At 55.5% G+C, this 16875-nt stretch carries 15 protein-coding genes; 9 read left to right on the forward strand and 6 right to left on the reverse strand.

Annotated features, from left to right (window positions below; translation table 11 throughout):
• The first annotated feature begins 5 nt into the window (after positions 1-5).
• Positions 6-638 carry a nitrate/nitrite response regulator protein NarP gene (gene narP / locus J5069_RS00605; RefSeq protein ID WP_264628303.1) on the forward strand — a complete coding sequence of 211 codons (633 nt, stop codon included), beginning with the start codon at positions 6-8 and terminating at the stop codon, positions 636-638.
• Between the two features lie 11 nt (positions 639-649).
• Here the strand turns inward: narP and J5069_RS00610 are convergent, their stop codons facing one another.
• On the reverse strand, positions 650-1525 hold the full coding sequence (locus J5069_RS00610; protein WP_264642036.1) for an EamA family transporter: 876 nt from the start codon (positions 1523-1525) through the stop codon (positions 650-652).
• A gap of 82 nt (positions 1526-1607) precedes the next feature.
• Between J5069_RS00610 and J5069_RS00615 the strand changes: the two genes are divergently transcribed.
• Positions 1608-2114, forward strand: coding sequence for a MarR family winged helix-turn-helix transcriptional regulator (locus J5069_RS00615; RefSeq protein ID WP_264642037.1), 507 nt, complete (start codon positions 1608-1610; stop codon positions 2112-2114).
• Positions 2115-2131: 17 nt separating this feature from the next.
• Here J5069_RS00615 and J5069_RS00620 read toward each other — a convergent pair whose 3' ends face one another.
• Genes J5069_RS00620 through J5069_RS00640 form a run of 5 tightly spaced genes read right to left on the reverse strand, consistent with a single transcriptional unit; the run spans position 2132 to position 8671 of the window.
• Positions 2132-3145, reverse strand: coding sequence for a substrate-binding domain-containing protein (locus J5069_RS00620; RefSeq protein ID WP_264642038.1), 1014 nt, complete (start codon positions 3143-3145; stop codon positions 2132-2134).
• On the reverse strand, positions 3138-4574 hold the full coding sequence (locus J5069_RS00625; protein ID WP_264642039.1) for an inositol monophosphatase family protein: 1437 nt from the start codon (positions 4572-4574) through the stop codon (positions 3138-3140). The genes J5069_RS00620 and J5069_RS00625 overlap by 8 nt, the downstream gene beginning before the upstream one ends.
• A 55-nt stretch (positions 4575-4629) precedes the next feature.
• Positions 4630-5736 carry an ABC transporter substrate-binding protein gene (locus tag J5069_RS00630; RefSeq protein WP_264642040.1) on the reverse strand — a complete coding sequence of 369 codons (1107 nt, stop codon included), beginning with the start codon at positions 5734-5736 and terminating at the stop codon, positions 4630-4632.
• A gap of 24 nt (positions 5737-5760) precedes the next feature.
• Positions 5761-6846, reverse strand: a complete 1086-nt coding sequence (locus tag J5069_RS00635) for an ABC transporter ATP-binding protein (protein WP_264642041.1) — start codon at positions 6844-6846, stop codon at positions 5761-5763.
• 1 nt (position 6847) lies between these two features.
• Positions 6848-8671, reverse strand: a complete 1824-nt coding sequence (locus tag J5069_RS00640; RefSeq protein ID WP_264642042.1) for an ABC transporter permease — start codon at positions 8669-8671, stop codon at positions 6848-6850.
• Positions 8672-9895: 1224 nt separating this feature from the next.
• On the opposite strand from J5069_RS00640, the gene tssB reads away from it, so the two are divergent.
• The 7 genes from tssB to tssJ are packed head-to-tail and all read left to right on the forward strand — an operon-like array spanning position 9896 to position 16873.
• Positions 9896-10399 (forward strand): type VI secretion system contractile sheath small subunit, encoded by a 504-nt coding sequence (gene tssB, locus J5069_RS00645; RefSeq protein WP_264642043.1) that lies wholly within the window; start codon positions 9896-9898, stop codon positions 10397-10399.
• A gap of 31 nt (positions 10400-10430) precedes the next feature.
• Entirely contained in the window at positions 10431-11909 is a 1479-nt protein-coding gene (gene tssC, locus J5069_RS00650; RefSeq protein WP_264642044.1) for a type VI secretion system contractile sheath large subunit, read from the forward strand.
• A 5-nt stretch (positions 11910-11914) separates the two neighbouring features.
• The gene (gene tssE, locus J5069_RS00655; protein WP_264642045.1) at positions 11915-12346 is read left to right on the forward strand and encodes a type VI secretion system baseplate subunit TssE; all 432 of its coding nucleotides are present in this window, start codon (positions 11915-11917) and stop codon (positions 12344-12346) included.
• Positions 12347-12364: 18 nt separating this feature from the next.
• A complete protein-coding gene (gene tssF / locus J5069_RS00660; protein WP_264642046.1) occupies positions 12365-14131 on the forward strand; it encodes a type VI secretion system baseplate subunit TssF in 1767 nt (588 codons plus the stop codon).
• Positions 14095-15093, forward strand: coding sequence for a type VI secretion system baseplate subunit TssG (tssG, locus tag J5069_RS00665; protein ID WP_264642047.1), 999 nt, complete (start codon positions 14095-14097; stop codon positions 15091-15093). Before tssF ends, tssG begins: the two co-directional genes overlap by 37 nt.
• Positions 15094-15131: 38 nt before the next feature.
• Complete coding sequence (tagH, locus tag J5069_RS00670) at positions 15132-16352, forward strand: type VI secretion system-associated FHA domain protein TagH (protein WP_264642048.1); 1221 nt, start codon at positions 15132-15134, stop codon at positions 16350-16352.
• Positions 16352-16873: a type VI secretion system lipoprotein TssJ gene (tssJ, locus tag J5069_RS00675; RefSeq protein WP_264643678.1), complete on the forward strand. Its 522-nt coding sequence runs from the start codon at positions 16352-16354 to the stop codon at positions 16871-16873. The genes tagH and tssJ overlap by 1 nt, the downstream gene beginning before the upstream one ends.
• Positions 16874-16875: the final 2 nt, after the last annotated feature.

Consider the following 16875-nt stretch of genomic DNA (forward strand, 5'->3'; position numbering starts at 1 on the left):
GGGTAATGTCAGATACATTGAGCTACCGCGTGATGATTGTCGACGATCATCCGCTTATGCGCCGGGGCATCCGCCAGTTATTGGAAACCGATGCAATTTTTGAGGTAATTGGGGAAGCCAGTAATGGTATGGAGGCGCTTAGCCTCGCCAATCGCGATTCACCCGATATTATTTTGCTCGACCTCAATATGAAAGGGTTGAGCGGACTGGATACGCTCCACGCACTGCGGCGCGATGGCATCTGCGCGCGCATTATCGTGCTGACCGTGTCGGATTCACCGGGCGACATTTACGCGCTGGTGGATGCGGGGGCGGATGGGTATCTGCTGAAAGACAGCGCCCCGGAGAACCTGTTAGCGGCAATCCGTAACGGCGATGCCTTCAGTGAGCAGGTGAAGGAGGTTTTACAAAACCGCATGGCGGTGCAGGAGATCCCTTCGCCGTTTACCGTACTCACCGAGCGTGAACTGGACGTGCTTCAGGAAGTGGCGTCGGGGCTGTCCAACAAGCAGATCGCCTCTGCGCTGTTTATTTCGGAAGAGACCGTGAAGGTGCATATCCGCAATATCCTGCGCAAGTTAAACGTCAGTTCACGCGTGGCAGCTACCGTGCTGTACCTGCAAACGCGCGGTTTATAACGTCAGGGGCGTCAGATCTTCGGTTTTTTGATCAGCGCCCACTGGATCGACAATACGCTCACCATCACGATAATCAGCCCGGGCAACGCCATTCCCTGAATGCGCTGCCCGAGAAATACCCACCCGAGCACCACGGCCGTGACCGGGCTCAGCAGGCTCATCGCCGACACCGCGACCGGAGAAAGACGGCGAATGCCGCGGAACCACAGCGCATAGGCCAGCATCGCACCTGCCACGCACAACCACAGATAACCGGCAATCTGGGTGACTGTCAGCGTGGGTAGCGGCGGATCGACCAGCAGCGCCACCGGCAACAAAAAGATTCCGCCGAGCAGTAACTGCCATCCGGTCAGTGCCATCACCGGCATCGAGAGCGACCAGCGCCGTGACAGCCAGGTGCCCAATGCCATGCTGACCGCACCCAGAAATGCCGCGCCGATCCCGATGGTGTCTACCACCGTTTGCGGTGAAAGCAGTAACATCGCCATGCCAATAATACCGGTAACCGCTGCCAGGACGGCGGTTAGCGGGGATCGCTGCCGGTCAATACCCCAGGCCAGCAGCATCACCAGCAGCGGCTGTATCGCACCGATAACGGCAGCCATGCCGCCGGGTAAACGGTAGGCGGCGATAAACAACAGTGCCTGAAACGCGCCGATATTGAGGATGCCGGTGACGATGAGCTTCCACCATTCGTTTCGTAAAGGGAAATGGCGACACCATAACAGCAGCGCAAACCCGGCAGGCAGCACACGCAGCAGTGCCGCGATAAAGGGTCTGTCAGGCGGCAGAAATTGGGTGGTAACGATATAGGTTGTGCCCCAAATCGTAGGTGCCAGCGCGGTGAGCAGCAGATCGAAAAGGGGATAACGTGACAGAAAGGCCATGATTTTATCTTTGCTTCAAGCTAAATTAGTGAGCAAAGTATGCAATGATAATTATCTTGATATCAAGATAAATGAGCGAGTGATGACAAAAAAAACGCAGGCGGATGCCGTCGATCGAATTTTAGAACAGTGGAAGCGTGAACGCCCGGATCTGGATTGCAGCCCGATGGGACCGATTGGCCGCCTGAAGCGCTGCGCATTGCTGCTGGAGCCGCGTGTCGATGAGGCCTTCGTGGAGCATGGCTTGGTACGTTGGGAATTTGATATGCTTGCCACGCTGCGGCGCGCTGGTGCGCCGTTTGTGCTGTCACCCACGCAGCTGTTTTCGACCCTGATGATCACCTCTGGTACCATCACACACCGACTGAAAGCGTTGGAGAAACGCGCGTTTATTTCGCGACTGCCCAATCCAGAGGATGCTCGCAGCATGCTGGTGGCGCTGACGCCACAAGGCCGCGAGGTGATCGACCGCGCCGTCGAAACCCATATCGAAAACGAACGACACCTGCTGTCCGGGCTATCTGCGGCACAGCGCCAGCAGTTGAACGAGGCGCTATCCACCCTGATGCGCCTGCTCGAGGATGAGTAACGATCATCAGGGAAAATCTAGCGTAAGCTGCTGCGCCGCACGGGAAGGGCGTTGAACACGTGCCGCGACGGTGTTCCCGTTGCCGGGGCGATCACCAATTGGCACGCGGCTTCCGCCATCTCGGACAAAGGCTGGGCGAAAGTGGTCAGGTCATAGCCCAGCCAACTGGCCTGTTCGATATCATCGAAGCCGATGACGCTGATATCTTCTGGAATGCGTAGGCCGAACTCGTGCCGAGCGACGTCGATAAAGCCACAGGCAAGCAGGTCGGTGACGCAAAACACCCCGTCCGGACGCGATTCTGCGTTTAACAACTCGCGCGCGGCGGCAGCGCCAGTAAGGTAACTGGCGCTGCCCGGTTGGGTCAGCGTGACGTTAATCCCCCGTTCAGCCGCCGCATCGAGAAAGCGCGTTTCGCGCAGCACCATACTGGGAGAACGCGCCGATGACGACACCAGCGCAATCTGCTGACAGCCGGCAGTGAGCAACAAGTTCAACGCATCGGCCATCGTCGAACGGTAGTCAATCTCGATATTGTCCGCCCCGGAAAACTGTCCCATGCGGTTGATCAAAATCACCTGCTGTCCGCTTTGCAGGCAGGTTTCAATCAGCGCACCCGGCGGCTTTCCTGACAACACAATCGTTGCCGTCGAACGATAATTCAGGGTTTGTTGCAGGGCTTCCCTGACACTCTCTTCACCGTCGTCGGTGTTGATCACCATCACCGCGCGTCCGGCGTGGTTCAAACGACGGGTGAGGTGTTCCAGCAAACTGGCCTGATAAGGTGCAGCCAGATTACCGCCCAGAATACACACCGGGCGGCAGGCCTCTTTGGAGAGGCCGCGTGCCAGATGATTGACGTGGTAGTTAAGCGTTTGTGCGGCGGCAAGGACCTTGCGCCGCGTCTCCGCTGAGACGCTGCTGCCCGGCGTGAAGGTGCGCGATACCGCCGAGCGCGATACGCCTGCCAATTGCGCGACTTCGGCGGCGCTGGCAAACCCGCTGTTTTTGCTGTAACTGCTCTCACTCATCGTGCCATTCCGTTGCAATCAATGCCTTTTCACGCAGGATGGCATGTTCAGCCAGACGCGTCAGCGACGGCTTCGGCGTTTCAAACCATTCGTCCGGGTGTAGCTGACGCTTTTCTCGAATCAGCGCGATGGCATCGTCAAGCGTCGGGTAACGTTCCGGGCATTCAAGGTGCATAAACAGGGCGACCAGCGCCACAGAACGGCTGCGTCCGCCGCGACAGTTGACCAGAATATTGCCCCGACGGCGGTTGCGATAAGAGGGTTTATCGGGAATTTGCTGCAACAGCGCGGAGCGCATCAAGTGATAGCCCGCGTGAAGCATCTCCTGCGCATTGCCTTCGCCATCAATCAGCCCGAGTTTGTAATAGCGAACCGGTCCGGCACCGTGGGAAAGCAGATGGGCATCAGGTGCCGCTTCCTGGGTGGTCACCCAATCGATATCGAGATTCACCGCGCAATTAATCACAATACCGATATCGTGTTCGGCCAGCAGCGCGGCGTCGCAGACGCCGCTGGCACCGCCGATATAGATATCCATGCCCCAGCCGGGGAAGTTTTCGCTAATCAGGCTGATAGGCGGACGTGGGTATACCGGCGTGGACGGAGAAACTGGCGCAGGCGTGACCGTCCCGCTGGCCAACGGAATGCTGGCGGCGCGCGCCAACGCTGCGGCGACGCCCGGTGCTGCTGCCAGCACGGGCAAACCCTTATACAGGCCGGCGGCATCCTGAGGAATGATGCCGGTTTGCCCTCCCGCTTCGCGCACCAGCAATAATCCAGCCAGACAGTCCCAGGCGTTCATATGGATTTCCACATAACCCTCCGTGCGGCCTTCCGCGACCCAGGCCAGCGCCAGCGCGCCCGAACCGCCACGGCGAATGCTGGCACCCAGATTGAGCAGGGCGGCCATCACGTCCAGATAGCGGCGCTGGCTGTGACGCGCAGACCACCCCAGTTCAAAAGAGGCCAACTGCGTATCTGCGATGGTAGTGCAGCGCAGCGGTTGGTCGTTTTTCAAGGCGTAGTGTCCACGGCGTGCCAGATAGAGTTCCTGACTGACCGGGTTATAGATGGCGCCAAGCTCGGTGGTGCCACGATAAACCCAGGCGATGCACACGCAGAAATGGGCGATGCCGCGCGCAAAGTTGGCGGTACCATCAATCGGATCGACAACCCACAAACTCGCGGTGTTGGCGGGTTGGCGCGCGGATTCTTCACCCAAAACCAGATCGTCGGGAAAAGCTGCGCCAAGTTCCCGTAAAATCAGGGCTTCAACCAGGGTGTCTGCTTCGGTCAGGATATCCTGATGGCCCTTGAGTTCATATTCTCCCGCTTTGCGCGAAAGAAAATAGCGCAGGGCGGTATCGCCAGCGTCCAGAATGATGCGTTTTAATGCCGCTTCGCGCTGCTCAATGTCGATGTTCGTCAACGTAATCTGCCTGTTTAAAAGTGAAGTTGGGTAATGTCATGGTCAGCGTGAAACGTTATTTCTTGTAGTTCAGGCTCCAGATATCCTGCCAGTCCTGACGGCTTTTCCAATCCTCTTTAGCCGTGACCGTCAGGTATTCCATTAACTCTGAGCGGTACTTTTCGATCCCGGACGCTTCGTTGGCGGGCAGTGAGACCGTCTGGTTGGTGGACATTTTGCCATCGACGCTCTGCGGCTCAATCCCTTCTGCGGTCAGCAAATAGTGGATAAACAGCTTGGCGGCGTTAGGGCTGTGGCTGCCGGTGGCGATCACCCCCAGGCTGGGATAATTCCAGCCGATAAACGGTTTGAGTCCGTTACACAGTCCCAGCTTCATCCCCTGTTGGTTATCACGGAATTTCGCGGTTGAAACCAGACCGACAAAATCCGCATTGCCGTCCGGTGCGCCAATGGCAGAGGCCGCGTCATTATCGGAGTGGGTGAGCAACACGCTGTTTCCTGCCAGCGCTTTGACAAACGCCGCCGTAGCTGATTTCTCGCTGGTTTGCAGCGGCTTACCGAATTGTTGCTGATACGCATCACGAATTTGCTGATCGTAGTGGGTTTCCATCTGGCTAAACCAATCGGTGTAGGCAGGTTTGCCGGTCGGATCCTGCATCGCCACCTTGCCCCGCCACGCGGGTTGGGTAAGCTGCCAGATATTGGTGACAGGGCAGGTGGTGTGACGCGCGGTATTGTAGGCAAACACGTTAGGCGCCAGCACCACGGTTAATGGGTTTTGATAACGGGCGGCGATGTTGCCTTTCAGGTCATCCGGAACCCAGCTTTGCACATAGCCTTTACTGAGCAATTGCGTGATTGCCGCAGGGGTATCTTCCACGATGGCGACATCGGCCCTGACGTTTTTGGCTTGCGCTTCGCGGCTGATAATTTCGATGATTTGCGGCGCATCGGCTTTTACACCGGTGGCTTTAAGCCCGTATTTTTCGCTAAAGGCTTTGGCCTGCTGCACGATTTTACCGGTTGAAGCATAAACGGTGATCGGGTTCTCTTGCTGTGCGGCGGCGATCAGCGCTTGCAGTTCGGCGGTTTCAGCATGGGTTAATGGGCTGCTTAGCAAGGTACTGGTGACCAACAGTGCGGTGAACGTGCGCTTCATCATGACTCCTGATAATAAGTTAGGGGGTTACTGGGCGGCTATCTCGTGGCGCAGCCCGTGACGATTGAAAAAGTGCAGAGAGTGGGACGGCAACTGACAGAACACTTGCTGATGAGGCTGCCAGCGTGGCCGCAGTTGCGTCGAATGAAACAGGCGATCGTTGCCGGTGACCAGTTCAATGATCCAACTGCCGCCGGTAGGCATGATGTTATCGATGGTCATGGCAACGCCGTTATGGCCCGCATCCGCGCTGAGGACGATCTCTTCAGGTCGGATACCGCACAGCTCGGTGTGCTCGCTGTCGTGCAGGGAAAATCGCTGGTGCAGATGCTGTGCCAAATGGCTCAACGGCGGGTGTAACGGGATCATATTGAGCTTGGGCGTACCAATAAATTCGGCGACAAAGCGGTTGGCGGGGGCGGCATAGATTTGATCCGGCGTCCCAACCTGCTGCATCTGCCCGGCGCTCATCACCGCGATGGTGGTCGCCAGGGTCATCGCTTCCCACTGGTCGTGACTGACAAACACGATGGTAGTACCGAAAGTTTCGTGTAAGCGACGCAGTTCGGCCCGCATTTCCAGACGCAACGTGGCGTCCAGATTCGAGAGCGGCTCGTCCAGCAACAGCACGCCGGGATTAACTGCTAGCATGCGCGCCAGGGCGACGCGCTGCTGCTGTCCTCCGGAGAGCTGCGCCGGATAGCGCTTGGCATAATCCGCGATGCGCAATTTTTCCATCACGTCCTGAGTGCGTGCGATACGCGCTTGTGTCGGGACTTTTTGCAAACGCAGACCAAAATCGACATTCTGTTCGACCGTCATATGGGGCCAGAGCGCGTAGCTCTGAAACACCAGACCGATGCCGCGTTTTTCGGGAGGGACATAAAGGCCCTGCGTGACGGAATCGACCACCTTGTCGCCGATGATAATCTCCCCGCCGCTGGCGTGCTCAATCCCGGCGATCATACGCAAAATCGTGGTTTTTCCGCAGCCAGACGGCCCGAGCAAACACATGAATTCGCCATCGTTGACGGTCAGACTGATGTTGTTGACTGCCGGACTGTCGCTGCCGGCGTAGGTTTTGGTGAGGTGGGACAACTGGATGGAAGGCATGTTAGTTCTCCAGCGCGTCAGCCAGACCGGTGCCGGTGATCTTCTGGATCATCACCGTACCTGCCCATGAAATCAGCGCAATCATCAGTACCACGGCGTTGGCCGCCTGCTGGTAGTTGTAGTCAATCAAACGCAGGGAATAGGTGGTCAGCACGTCGGTTGCTGGGGTGGCGAGAATGACGAACAGACTGACGCCCTTAATGCCGGAGATAAACGGCAGCAGGATGCCGGTCGCCAGCGGGCCTGCTTGAATCGGAATCACGATGCGGCGCAGGCGCGCCAACCAACCGGCGCCGGCAATCTGCGCGGCTTCTTCGGCCTCTTTGCCGAGCTGGGTCATGGCGGCAATGCCCGAGCGGCTGGCATACGGCATTTTTTCTGCAATCAGCGCCAGAATTAAGATCAACGGCGTGCCGTACAGCGCCGGAATGGGGCCTCTTGCTACCGCAAACAGAGAGAGAAACGCGGTGGCAAAGGCAATGCCAGGTACCAGATAGGGCAGAAACGTCAACTGACGCAGGAAGGCGGCAATCCAGCGGAAGTGGCAGCGCATCACGGTATAGCCCACCAGCAGACCGAGCACGCCGCAGGTAACCGAGGCGGATCCGACGATAAGCAAGGTATTTGCCACCGTGCGCCAAAATTCAGGCGTCAGTAATATGCCGTTATGCAGCGCTACGGTATCGAGGTTGTGACCAACCCAGTAGGCCAGGGTGAAATTATCCGCCGTGAAGCGACCGGGCAGCAGCATCACCGTAGAAAGAAACAGCGTCAGCAGCGGAATGGCGACCCCTATCAAAATAAAAGTAAGCGGTACGGCGGCGGCCAAAATCCGCCAACGCCCGAGCGCGCGGCGACGCTCCATGACCCCTTTGCCGCCTACCGTGACAAAGCGTTTCGCTTCGCGCAGCATTTTCATATCCAGCAGCAAGGTGATCATACCCATCAGCATGATCACCGTGGCGATAACCGCCGCCACGCCGGACTGTCGGGTGCTGATGGCCCGATACAGGCTGGTCGATAACGTATCAAAATGGACCGGCAGGCCGAGAATATAGGGCAGGGCAAACTCGCCGATGCAGTCGGCAAAAATCAACAACGACGCCGATAACAGCGCGGGACGCACCAGCGGGATAATGATTTTGAACGCAATCACCTTGCGTGAGGCACCCAGCACGCGGGCGCACTCTTCCATCTGACTGTCAATACGCCTCAGGGCATTGCCAACGATCAGGATAACCAGCGGTGTGTAGTGCAACGTCATGATGACCACAATGGGAAAATAGCCGTAGGCCATCCAGTTGGGCGTCTGGATCCCCATTGCCTCCAGCCAGCCGGGCTGACCGCCAATCGCATGGTTCTTGAACAGGGTGGTCCAGGCCAGCGCGAAGGTCCAGGAAGGCAGCATAAACGGTACAATCAGCAGGGTGGCAAACCCTTTGCGCCCGGCAATATCGGTGCGGTGGATAAGCCAGGCCAGCGTGATGCCCACCACCAGTGCGCCCACGACGGTACTCACTGCCACAGCCAAGGTGTTCAGTAAGGGTGTCCACAGCAACAGGTCGGACATTCTCGAGGCCAACGTGCGCAGCAGGTAATAGGCGGTAAATGCGCCCTCGGCGGCATCGGTGCGGCCTTCATCGCCGCTTTGCACCAGTGTTGCATTCAGCAAAACGGAAAGCACCGGTGACAGAATGATCCCGCTAAACAGCATCAGCAGCAGTGCGCCCAGTAAGTTGGCAGGCTCGTGGCTGGCGATAGACAGCGCATGGCGCAGCTTTGGCCACGCGATTTTGCGGTGGCGAATTTCGGCTTGGTAAGACACAGATTTACCCCTGTCTGTTGACAACAGGCAGGAATATAACGAGGCAATGTTACAGTTTGTCGAGTTGTTTGCACCTATGTGCAAATCCTATATTGCCGTTCATTGTTGTTAAGGTCAGGAGCCTAAATGGGCCCGTCTACAGAGAAGTGAGCCGCGACAACACCGCTTTTTTCAGGACGAACCAATCGCCACTGAATATTTTCTTTAGCGCAGCATGATGAAGTTTCGTCTATCGGCCCAGCCTTGGGCGTATTCTCTTTCTTCAACCTTGCTATTGATGGCACAGATTAACCTGATTGGTATCGAGCAATGAACGCGTTGCAGAAAGTTGCACTAGGGATTAAACGGACCCGCTGTTTTCAATTTGTGCGATGGCTTATTATAGGAATATTCTCATTCTGCTTCTTCAGAAAACTCCTCCCTACGAGCAGGCCCATAAACAAAGCATTGCGGGGCTGTTTCATTTTTGTCCAGTAAATCGATCAAATACGCAGATTTTCAGACTTTATTGCATTGCTCTTTTTGTCATTATCTGATTTGTTGGAATTTGTTTGCTGGCATTTGGTTTAAGTGCGCGGATTTTATCGTTTATCATGTTGTTTTCCTCTGTGTTAACCCCAGAAAATAAAGGTGAGAATAATCCTAAATTAACGCCGTGATGTTAAGGGCTAATCCAGGAATGGTGGTATTTAATCGAGGTTTAAGAAAAAGGGAAAAATCAGAATAATATCCAAATGAATTACTTAACATGCTAACTATTTTGTTTTTATTAAAATAAAAAGGGTATAAATACCCCTGTTTTTCCCTAATGAAAATCAGTCGTTTTTTGTTCGATTTTTTCGATTTTTAAAAAAAACTTATCAATGTATGTTATTTATATTGTTGTTTTTGATCGTTTTTTTATTTTTTCCACGCTGTGCGTAGTGTCTGATTTAAGACCCGTTGACCGTTGGTTTATATTATGTGTATGATTGCGATACATGTGGCAACAGTTGTTTTTCTTCCTTTTTGGGTAAATATTCCGTTTGCTCCGTTTTACCGTGCATGCATGTCTTTAAATATTTATTTTCATTTTTTTAACACGGTTTTGAATTTTACATCGCTGGTCGAATGACAAATCTTATTTGCTCTCCGCAGGTTTGCTCTCTCATTACTGATGACAGCATTCAGTGGGATTCGGCTTTACTTTTCCTGGGTGATGGAGCCCTATACTGGTATAGACTTATGGCAAAAGGAACTGACGGTGCATCTGTCGCACCAAAAGAGCGTATTAATATCAAATATGTCCCCGCCACTGGAGGCCAGCAGGCAGAAATAGAGTTGCCGCTGACGTTGATGGTCGTGGGAAATATGAAAGGACGTACCGAAGAGACACCGATCGAGGAGCGTGAGACGGTATCAATCGATAAAAATAATTTCGCTTCGGTAATGAAAGAGGCCAAGCTGGAACTGAATTTCAACGTTCCGAATCGCCTGGAAGACGATTCTCAAGATGATATGCCGGTGAAGCTGAATATTGCTTCACTGAATGACTTTTCCCCCGATCGTATTGCTCAACAGGTGCCTGAATTGCGCAAACTGTTGGCGCTGCGTGAAGCACTCGTTGCCCTCAAGGGGCCGCTCGGCAATATTCCCGCTTTCCGTAACCGTTTACAGGATCTGTTAGCCAGCGATGAAGCCAGAGAACAACTGCTGAAAGAGCTGGATCTGGTGAAACCGGCTGAATAATTGATGCCCACAACGAGATAGGGAAATAACGATGTCAATCATTGAAGCACAAACACAGGCCAACGCCGCCAGTGCCTCTGGCTCATTGCTGGATGAAATCATGGCGCAGGCGCGCATTACGCCAGTCGATGAGGGCTATAGCGTCGCCAAACAGGGAATTGCGGCGCTGGTGGCCAATATTCTTGACAACGGCAATGCCGCAGAACCGGTAAACAAAGCGCTGGTTGATAGTATGATCGTCGAACTGGACAAGACATTGAGCAAGCAGGTCGATGTCATTCTGCATGCTAAACCGCTACAGGAACTGGAATCCTCCTGGCGCTCGCTGAAACTGCTGGTCGATCGCACTGACTTTCGTGAAAACATCAAGCTGCTGGTGCTCCATGCTACCAAAGAAGAGTTGCTGGATGATTTTGAGTTCGCACCGGAAATTACCCAGTCTGGCTTTTACAAACACGTTTATTCCAGTGGTTACGGGCAATTTGGCGGCCAGCCTATCGGTGGGGTGATCGGCGACTATGCCATGACGCAAAGCTCACCTGATATCAAACTGATGCAATACGTCAGCGCCGTGGGTGCCATGGCGCACGCACCGTTTGTTTCTTCCGTCGCGCCGACCTTTTTCGGTGTCGATAGCTTCACCGATCTGCCGACCATCAAGGATCTTAAATCGGTGTTTGAAGGCCCAGCCTATACCAAGTGGCGTTCGCTGCGTGAGTCCGAGGATGCGCGCTACCTGGGATTGACGGCACCGCGCTTCCTGGCACGTTTGCCCTACGATCCGATTGAAAACCCCATCAAGGGCTTCAATTACAAAGAAGATATTAGTTCCGATCACGATCACTACCTGTGGGGCAATACCGCTTATCTGATGGGCTCGGCCATCACCGACAGCTTCGCCAAATACCGTTGGTGCCCGAATATTATCGGCCCGCAAAGCGGTGGTGCTATTACCGATCTGCCCGTGCATGTGTATGAAGCCATGGGGCAATTGCAGGCAAAAATCCCGACGGAAGTGCTGATCACTGACCGCCGCGAATATGAGATGGCCGAAGAAGGTTTCATCACGCTGACCATGCGCAAGGACAGCGACAACGCCGCGTTCTTCTCTGCCAACTCGGTGCAGAAGCCCAAGGTGTTCCCCAATACCAAAGAGGGTAAAGAGGCGGAAACCAACTATAAGTTGGGCACCCAACTGCCGTACATGTTCATCATCAACCGTCTGGCGCACTACATCAAGGTGTTACAGCGCGAGCAGATTGGCGCGTGGAAAGAGCGTCAGGATCTGGAGCGTGAGCTGAATACCTGGATCAAACAGTACATCGCGGATCAGGAAAACCCGCCGGCAGACGTGCGTAGCCGTCGTCCGCTGCGTGCGGCGCAGATCAAGGTGCTGGATGTGGAAGGGGAGCCAGGCTGGTATCAGGTCTCGCTGTCAGTGCGTCCCCATTTCAAATACATGGGCGCTAACTTCGAACTGTCGTTGGTTGGGCGTTTGGATAAGGAATAAGGCCGATGCCGTCACTTTCTGCCTGGGAACGGGGAAATACGGCAAGTCTGTTCGATCGTATTCGGGGGGAGACGCGGCGCGCCTCCCCTGAAACGGAGCTTGAGACACTGATTTTGTCCATCAAACGCCAGTTGGACAACGTGCTCAATACCCGTCCGGGCAATTGCCGCAGTGCACCTGAGCTGGGCGTGATTGATTTCAATGACGCGACGCAGGGGGGCGCAGATATCTACGGCAAAATTTGCGAAGCGATCCGGCAGTGCATTTGCCGCTTTGAACCGCGCATTGTGCATGTGGACATCCTCGACTCGGGTTCGTTATCGAATCCTTTGGAGATGTCATTTCAGGTGACCGCTCACGTCAAGCTGGACGATTTGGAGCAGGTCACTTCGTTCAACATTCACATGGATAACCACCGCCATTACCGAATGGTCTGACCCTGTCATTGAGGCGTTATGTCATTGGAACAGTTTTTCAGGGATGAGTTGACCTTCTTGCGCTTGCAAGGGCGTGAATTCGCCAAGGCCCATCCTGAGCTTACGCGCTTTTTGTCCGAGCAGACCACGGACCCGGATGTCGAGCGGTTGCTCGAAGGGTTTGCCTTTCTGACCGGAAGCCTGCGCGCCAAGCTGGAGGATGAGTTTCCCGAACTGACTCACGGTTTGCTGGGCATGCTGTGGCCGAACTATCTGCGCCCGGTGCCGAGCATGACCATCATGCAGTTTTCGGTGCTGCCTGGGGCGCTGGCACAACCTGCTTTCGTGGCCGGAGGGTGTGAGCTGGATAGCTTGCCGATGGACGACGTGGTGTGCCATTTTCGAACCTGTCATGACGCCTGGATTTACCCGGCGGACATTCGCCACATCAATGTACAAAGCGGCAACGATCTCTCCACCATCACCGTTGATATCGCGCTGCATGGCCCGCAGTCGCTGCAACAGTTGCAATTGGACAAGCTGCGCTTTTACCTCGGCGGCGATACCTATACCGCCTCTGAGCTCTATTTCTGGCTTGCCAGTCAACTGTCGCACATTGAGCTGGAGGTAGCAGGACAGCGTTTTCGCCAGGAGGCGAGCGCGCTGAAGATGGTCGGCTTTGAGCGCGAAGACGCGCTGCTGCCGTACCCCGGTAATGTCTACTCCGGTTATCGCATTTTGCAGGAGTATTTCTGCTTTCCAGAAAGCTTCCAGTTTTTTGAACTGTCCGGCGCCCATTGGCCCGATTTGCCGCTGACGCTTACCTCGTTCCAACTGCATTTCTGCTTCGATCGTCCATTGCCAGCCGAACTGAAGATCCGATCGGACGCGTTTTTGCTCAACTGTGTGCCCGCCATTAACCTGTTTCAGCATGACAGCGAGCCTATCAACCTAAGCGGCCGTCAGACGGAGTATCCGCTCAAAGCCAGTTTCCGCCATGCTGACAGCTTCGAAATTTTCTCGGTGGATAACGTGGAAGGGTGGGTGGAAGGTCGAGCCGGGCGCTCGCGCGGCGTGCCACGAATCTACCAACCCTTTGAAAGTTTCCAGCATCAAATCGAACGTGCCAAAGGGCGGCTGGCGCTCTACTACCGTATTCGGGTGAAAGAGGCGGTAGAGGGCAATGGGTTCGAGCACCTGCTGTCATTTGTGCGCGGGGATGAACGTGAAGCGATCAATCTTGATGAATCGGTCTCGGTCACGTTGACCTGCACTAACCGCGCTCGCGCCGCGCAACTGCCAGTGGGCAGCATCTGTGTGCCTACCGGCACATCGCCCACCTTTGCCACCTTTCGCAACCTGATGCGACCTACCCGGCCGCTGCGTCCGGCGATGGACGGCAGCCTGCACTGGACGCTGATCTCTAATCTGTCGCTCAACTATGTGTCGCTGTTGCGCCGTGATGCGCTGGTGCAGATTCTGCGTACCTACGATTTTCCCGCGCTGCACGATAAGCAGGCAGAACAGGCATCGCGCAAGCGATTGGCTGGGATAGAAACCATCGAAACCACACCGATCGACCGGTTGGTGCAGGGGATGCCGGTGCGTGGTCTGAAATCGGTACTGTCGGTGCGGCAATCGGCCTTTGGTAACGAAGGTGAGCTGTATTTGTTCAGTACCGTGCTGGCGCACTTTTTCTCACTGTACGCCAGCGTTAACGCCTTCCACCTGCTGGAGGTGGTCAATCTCGATAACAAGGAGCGCTACCGATGGCCGGTGCAGATAGGTCAGCACTCGATGATGTGACGTTCTATCAGGACGCATCGCGCTTTAATTTCTACCAGTTGGTGGAACTGCTTAACCAATTGGAAGGGGTGGATCTGGAACGGGCATTGGATTTCCGCCCGGAACAAGAGCGATTGCGTTTTCGTTCCACCGCGTCTATCGGCTTTCATCCCGGCGATATCGTACAGGTGGAGCGCGATGAGAACGGACGTCAGGCGCTCGAAGTGGCGTTTCTGGGTCTGCACGGCAGTCAGTCGCCACTGCCAGGCTACTACCTGGACGATCTCGCCTGGGAGTACGCACAGGGTGAACAGAAACTGGGGCTGTTCCTCGATTTCTTTCATCACCGCTTGCTCACGCTGCTGCACCGTGCCTGGCGTAAATACCGCTATCACGTGCGTTTTCAGAACGATGGCGAAGATGGCTTCTCACGGCTGATGTTTGCGCTGGTTGGGCTGGGGAACGATGCAGTGCGCGACAGCTTGCCGGTCAACCGCGCCAAGATGCTCTCTTATGCCGGGGTGCTCGCCAGTCCCAGTCGCTCACCGGAAGTGGTGGCGGGGCTGGTGAGCCACTGTTTTGATCTGGAGGACGTCGAGGTGCTGGCCTGGCAAAAACGTCGGGTGGCGATCCACGACAGTCAGCAGAACCGGCTTGGCAAGGCCAATATCGCGCTGGGCGGTGATTTTGTCATTGGTGACAGCGTCAATGACTGTGCGGGCAAGTTCCTGTTGAAGATTGGCAGCCTGAGCTTTGGCCGATTCCTTAGCTTCTTGCCCAACGGCGAGCACTTCCAGCCGCTGGTGCGTTTCGTCTCTTTTATCCTGCGCGATCAGTTGGCCTGGGATTTACGCCTTGGCTTTGCCGAGGGTGAAGCCAAAGGGTTGAGGTTGGGCAGTGAGCAGAGCGGCATTTTGGGTTGGAGCAGCTTCCTTGGGCAGCCTCCGACGGAGCCTTACGTAACCATCTGTGTTCAAGAGTAAATCGTGTCTTCACGTATACATCGCGTTCAGGAGTCAATGTGACCGTTAGTCATCCACTCACTCTGGTTGTTCTCAACAGCGAACAGCTGGATATCAATTCTCAGGTGCAGCACCAGTTTGACCACAACGGCGGCACGCTGGGGGCGTCAGAAAAGGACCATTGGCAACTGCGCGACAGGCTGGGTGCCGTGCTGCCGGAGCATGCCCGCATCGAGATGAGCGACGGCCATTTCAGTTTGTGCGATCTGAGCGGACAGTCCTTTATCAATGGCTCGCTGTCGCCGATCGGCCGCGGGCGCAAAGTGCTGTTGTCACACGGCGATGAGTTGGTTATTGGCCCATTTCGTCTCGGTGTCTATCTGAGCGACCTGATGCAGGAAAAAAGTATCGACCAACTGCTGGGGCAGGGCACTGCGCGTGGGCTCGATGGCTGGCTCGGGGATGCGACCAAACGTCAGACACAGACGGACGCCCCGCGCGATGACGTCACTAACGATCCGCTGTGGGCATTGCAGCAAGAACGGCGCCATAGCCTGCTGAGTGCCCACGGTGACGATGCGCAGGCGGCGTTACCGACTGCGCTTACTACTTTTTCAGCTGCTGAGGACACCATGGACCAGAAATTTGTGGAATTACCCGACATCAATAATCCCCTTGCGACGCAGGATGCCGCGGGTTCACTGGATAGCCACCTGTTGGCACCGTTGATGCGCGGGCTGGGACAGACGTTGACAGTGGAGGATGCCAGGCAACAGCGAGAGATGCTGGAAGAGATGGGAAAAAGCCTGCGTGCCATGGTGGAAGGGCTGTTGGTGTTGCAGCGCGGGCAAGGCGCATTGGCAGATACCCATCTGCGCCCGATTGAAGATAACCCGCTGCGTCTGGGCCTGGACTATGCCGACACCTTACCGTTGCTGTTTGCCGATGGGAAAAGTCCGGTACACCTTTCTGCGCCAGCAGCAGTCGCTGAAGTGCTGAATAACGTCCGGGTGCACCAGGCGGCAAACCAGCAGGCCATTACCGTTGCGCTGGAAACCATCCTGCAAGCGTTCTCGCCAGCCGCCTTGCTCGACCGTTTTGCGCACTATCGCCGCAGCGGCGAGCAAGATGTGGTGGATGACGGTTGGGCTTGGGAAATGTACCAGCACTACTACCGTGAACTGACCTCTGTACGTCAGCAAGGTTTTCAGAAGCTGTTTCAGCAGGTGTACGCCCAGGCGTATGACCACGCGGTGCGCCAGCAGCAGGTACAACAATGATGTGGCGTCTGCTCTGTTTTGTCAGCCTGTTGGCTTTGCTGCCAGGCTGCACCACCCTCGGCAAGATGGCGAAAGTCGCCGCCAATCCCGATATTCAGGTGGGCAGCAACGATCATCAACCCTCCACGGTGGGGTTTAGCCTGCTGGCAGAGCCGGACGTAAACCCTAACGAGAGCGGTGATGCCGCGCCCATCGAATTCCAACTGGTGTTACTGGCTGAGGATTCACGCCTGCTGGCCGCCGACTACGACCAGATCACCGAGGATATCGAAAAAGCGCTGACCAAGAACTATGTCAGTCATCAGGACTATACCCTGCTGCCGGGGCAGTTTAAGTACCTGCCGCCCGAAGCGTTGGATGCCAAGGTGCATTACATCGGCGTTATCGCGCGCTATGCCGATCCAGAGAGTGCGGAATGGCGCAAGGTGATCAAACTGAAAAACACCGGGCGCAGTTATCAGGTTCTGGTGCACCTGCGCCGGGATGAAGTCGACATCAAAAAAGACCAGGAAGAAGAATAACC

The sequence above is a fragment of the Candidatus Symbiopectobacterium sp. NZEC127 genome (assembly GCF_025962675.1).
Taxonomy (GTDB): domain Bacteria; phylum Pseudomonadota; class Gammaproteobacteria; order Enterobacterales; family Enterobacteriaceae; genus Symbiopectobacterium.

Coding starts and splice junctions, on each gene's coding strand:
- tssC (WP_264642044.1), top strand. CDS start 10,431: ATGTCAATCATTGAAGCACAAACACAGGCCAACGCCGCCAGTGCCTCT.
- tssE (WP_264642045.1), top strand. CDS start 11,915: ATGCCGTCACTTTCTGCCTGGGAACGGGGAAATACGGCAAGTCTGTTC.
- J5069_RS00610 (WP_264642036.1), bottom strand. CDS start 1,525: ATGGCCTTTCTGTCACGTTATCCCCTTTTCGATCTGCTGCTCACCGCG.
- J5069_RS00615 (WP_264642037.1), top strand. CDS start 1,608: ATGACAAAAAAAACGCAGGCGGATGCCGTCGATCGAATTTTAGAACAG.
- tssJ (WP_264643678.1), top strand. CDS start 16,352: ATGTGGCGTCTGCTCTGTTTTGTCAGCCTGTTGGCTTTGCTGCCAGGC.
- tssB (WP_264642043.1), top strand. CDS start 9,896: ATGGCAAAAGGAACTGACGGTGCATCTGTCGCACCAAAAGAGCGTATT.
- J5069_RS00635 (WP_264642041.1), bottom strand. CDS start 6,846: ATGCCTTCCATCCAGTTGTCCCACCTCACCAAAACCTACGCCGGCAGC.
- tssF (WP_264642046.1), top strand. CDS start 12,365: ATGTCATTGGAACAGTTTTTCAGGGATGAGTTGACCTTCTTGCGCTTG.
- J5069_RS00620 (WP_264642038.1), bottom strand. CDS start 3,145: ATGAGTGAGAGCAGTTACAGCAAAAACAGCGGGTTTGCCAGCGCCGCC.
- J5069_RS00630 (WP_264642040.1), bottom strand. CDS start 5,736: ATGATGAAGCGCACGTTCACCGCACTGTTGGTCACCAGTACCTTGCTA.
- tssG (WP_264642047.1), top strand. CDS start 14,095: ATGGCCGGTGCAGATAGGTCAGCACTCGATGATGTGACGTTCTATCAG.
- narP (WP_264628303.1), top strand. CDS start 6: ATGTCAGATACATTGAGCTACCGCGTGATGATTGTCGACGATCATCCG.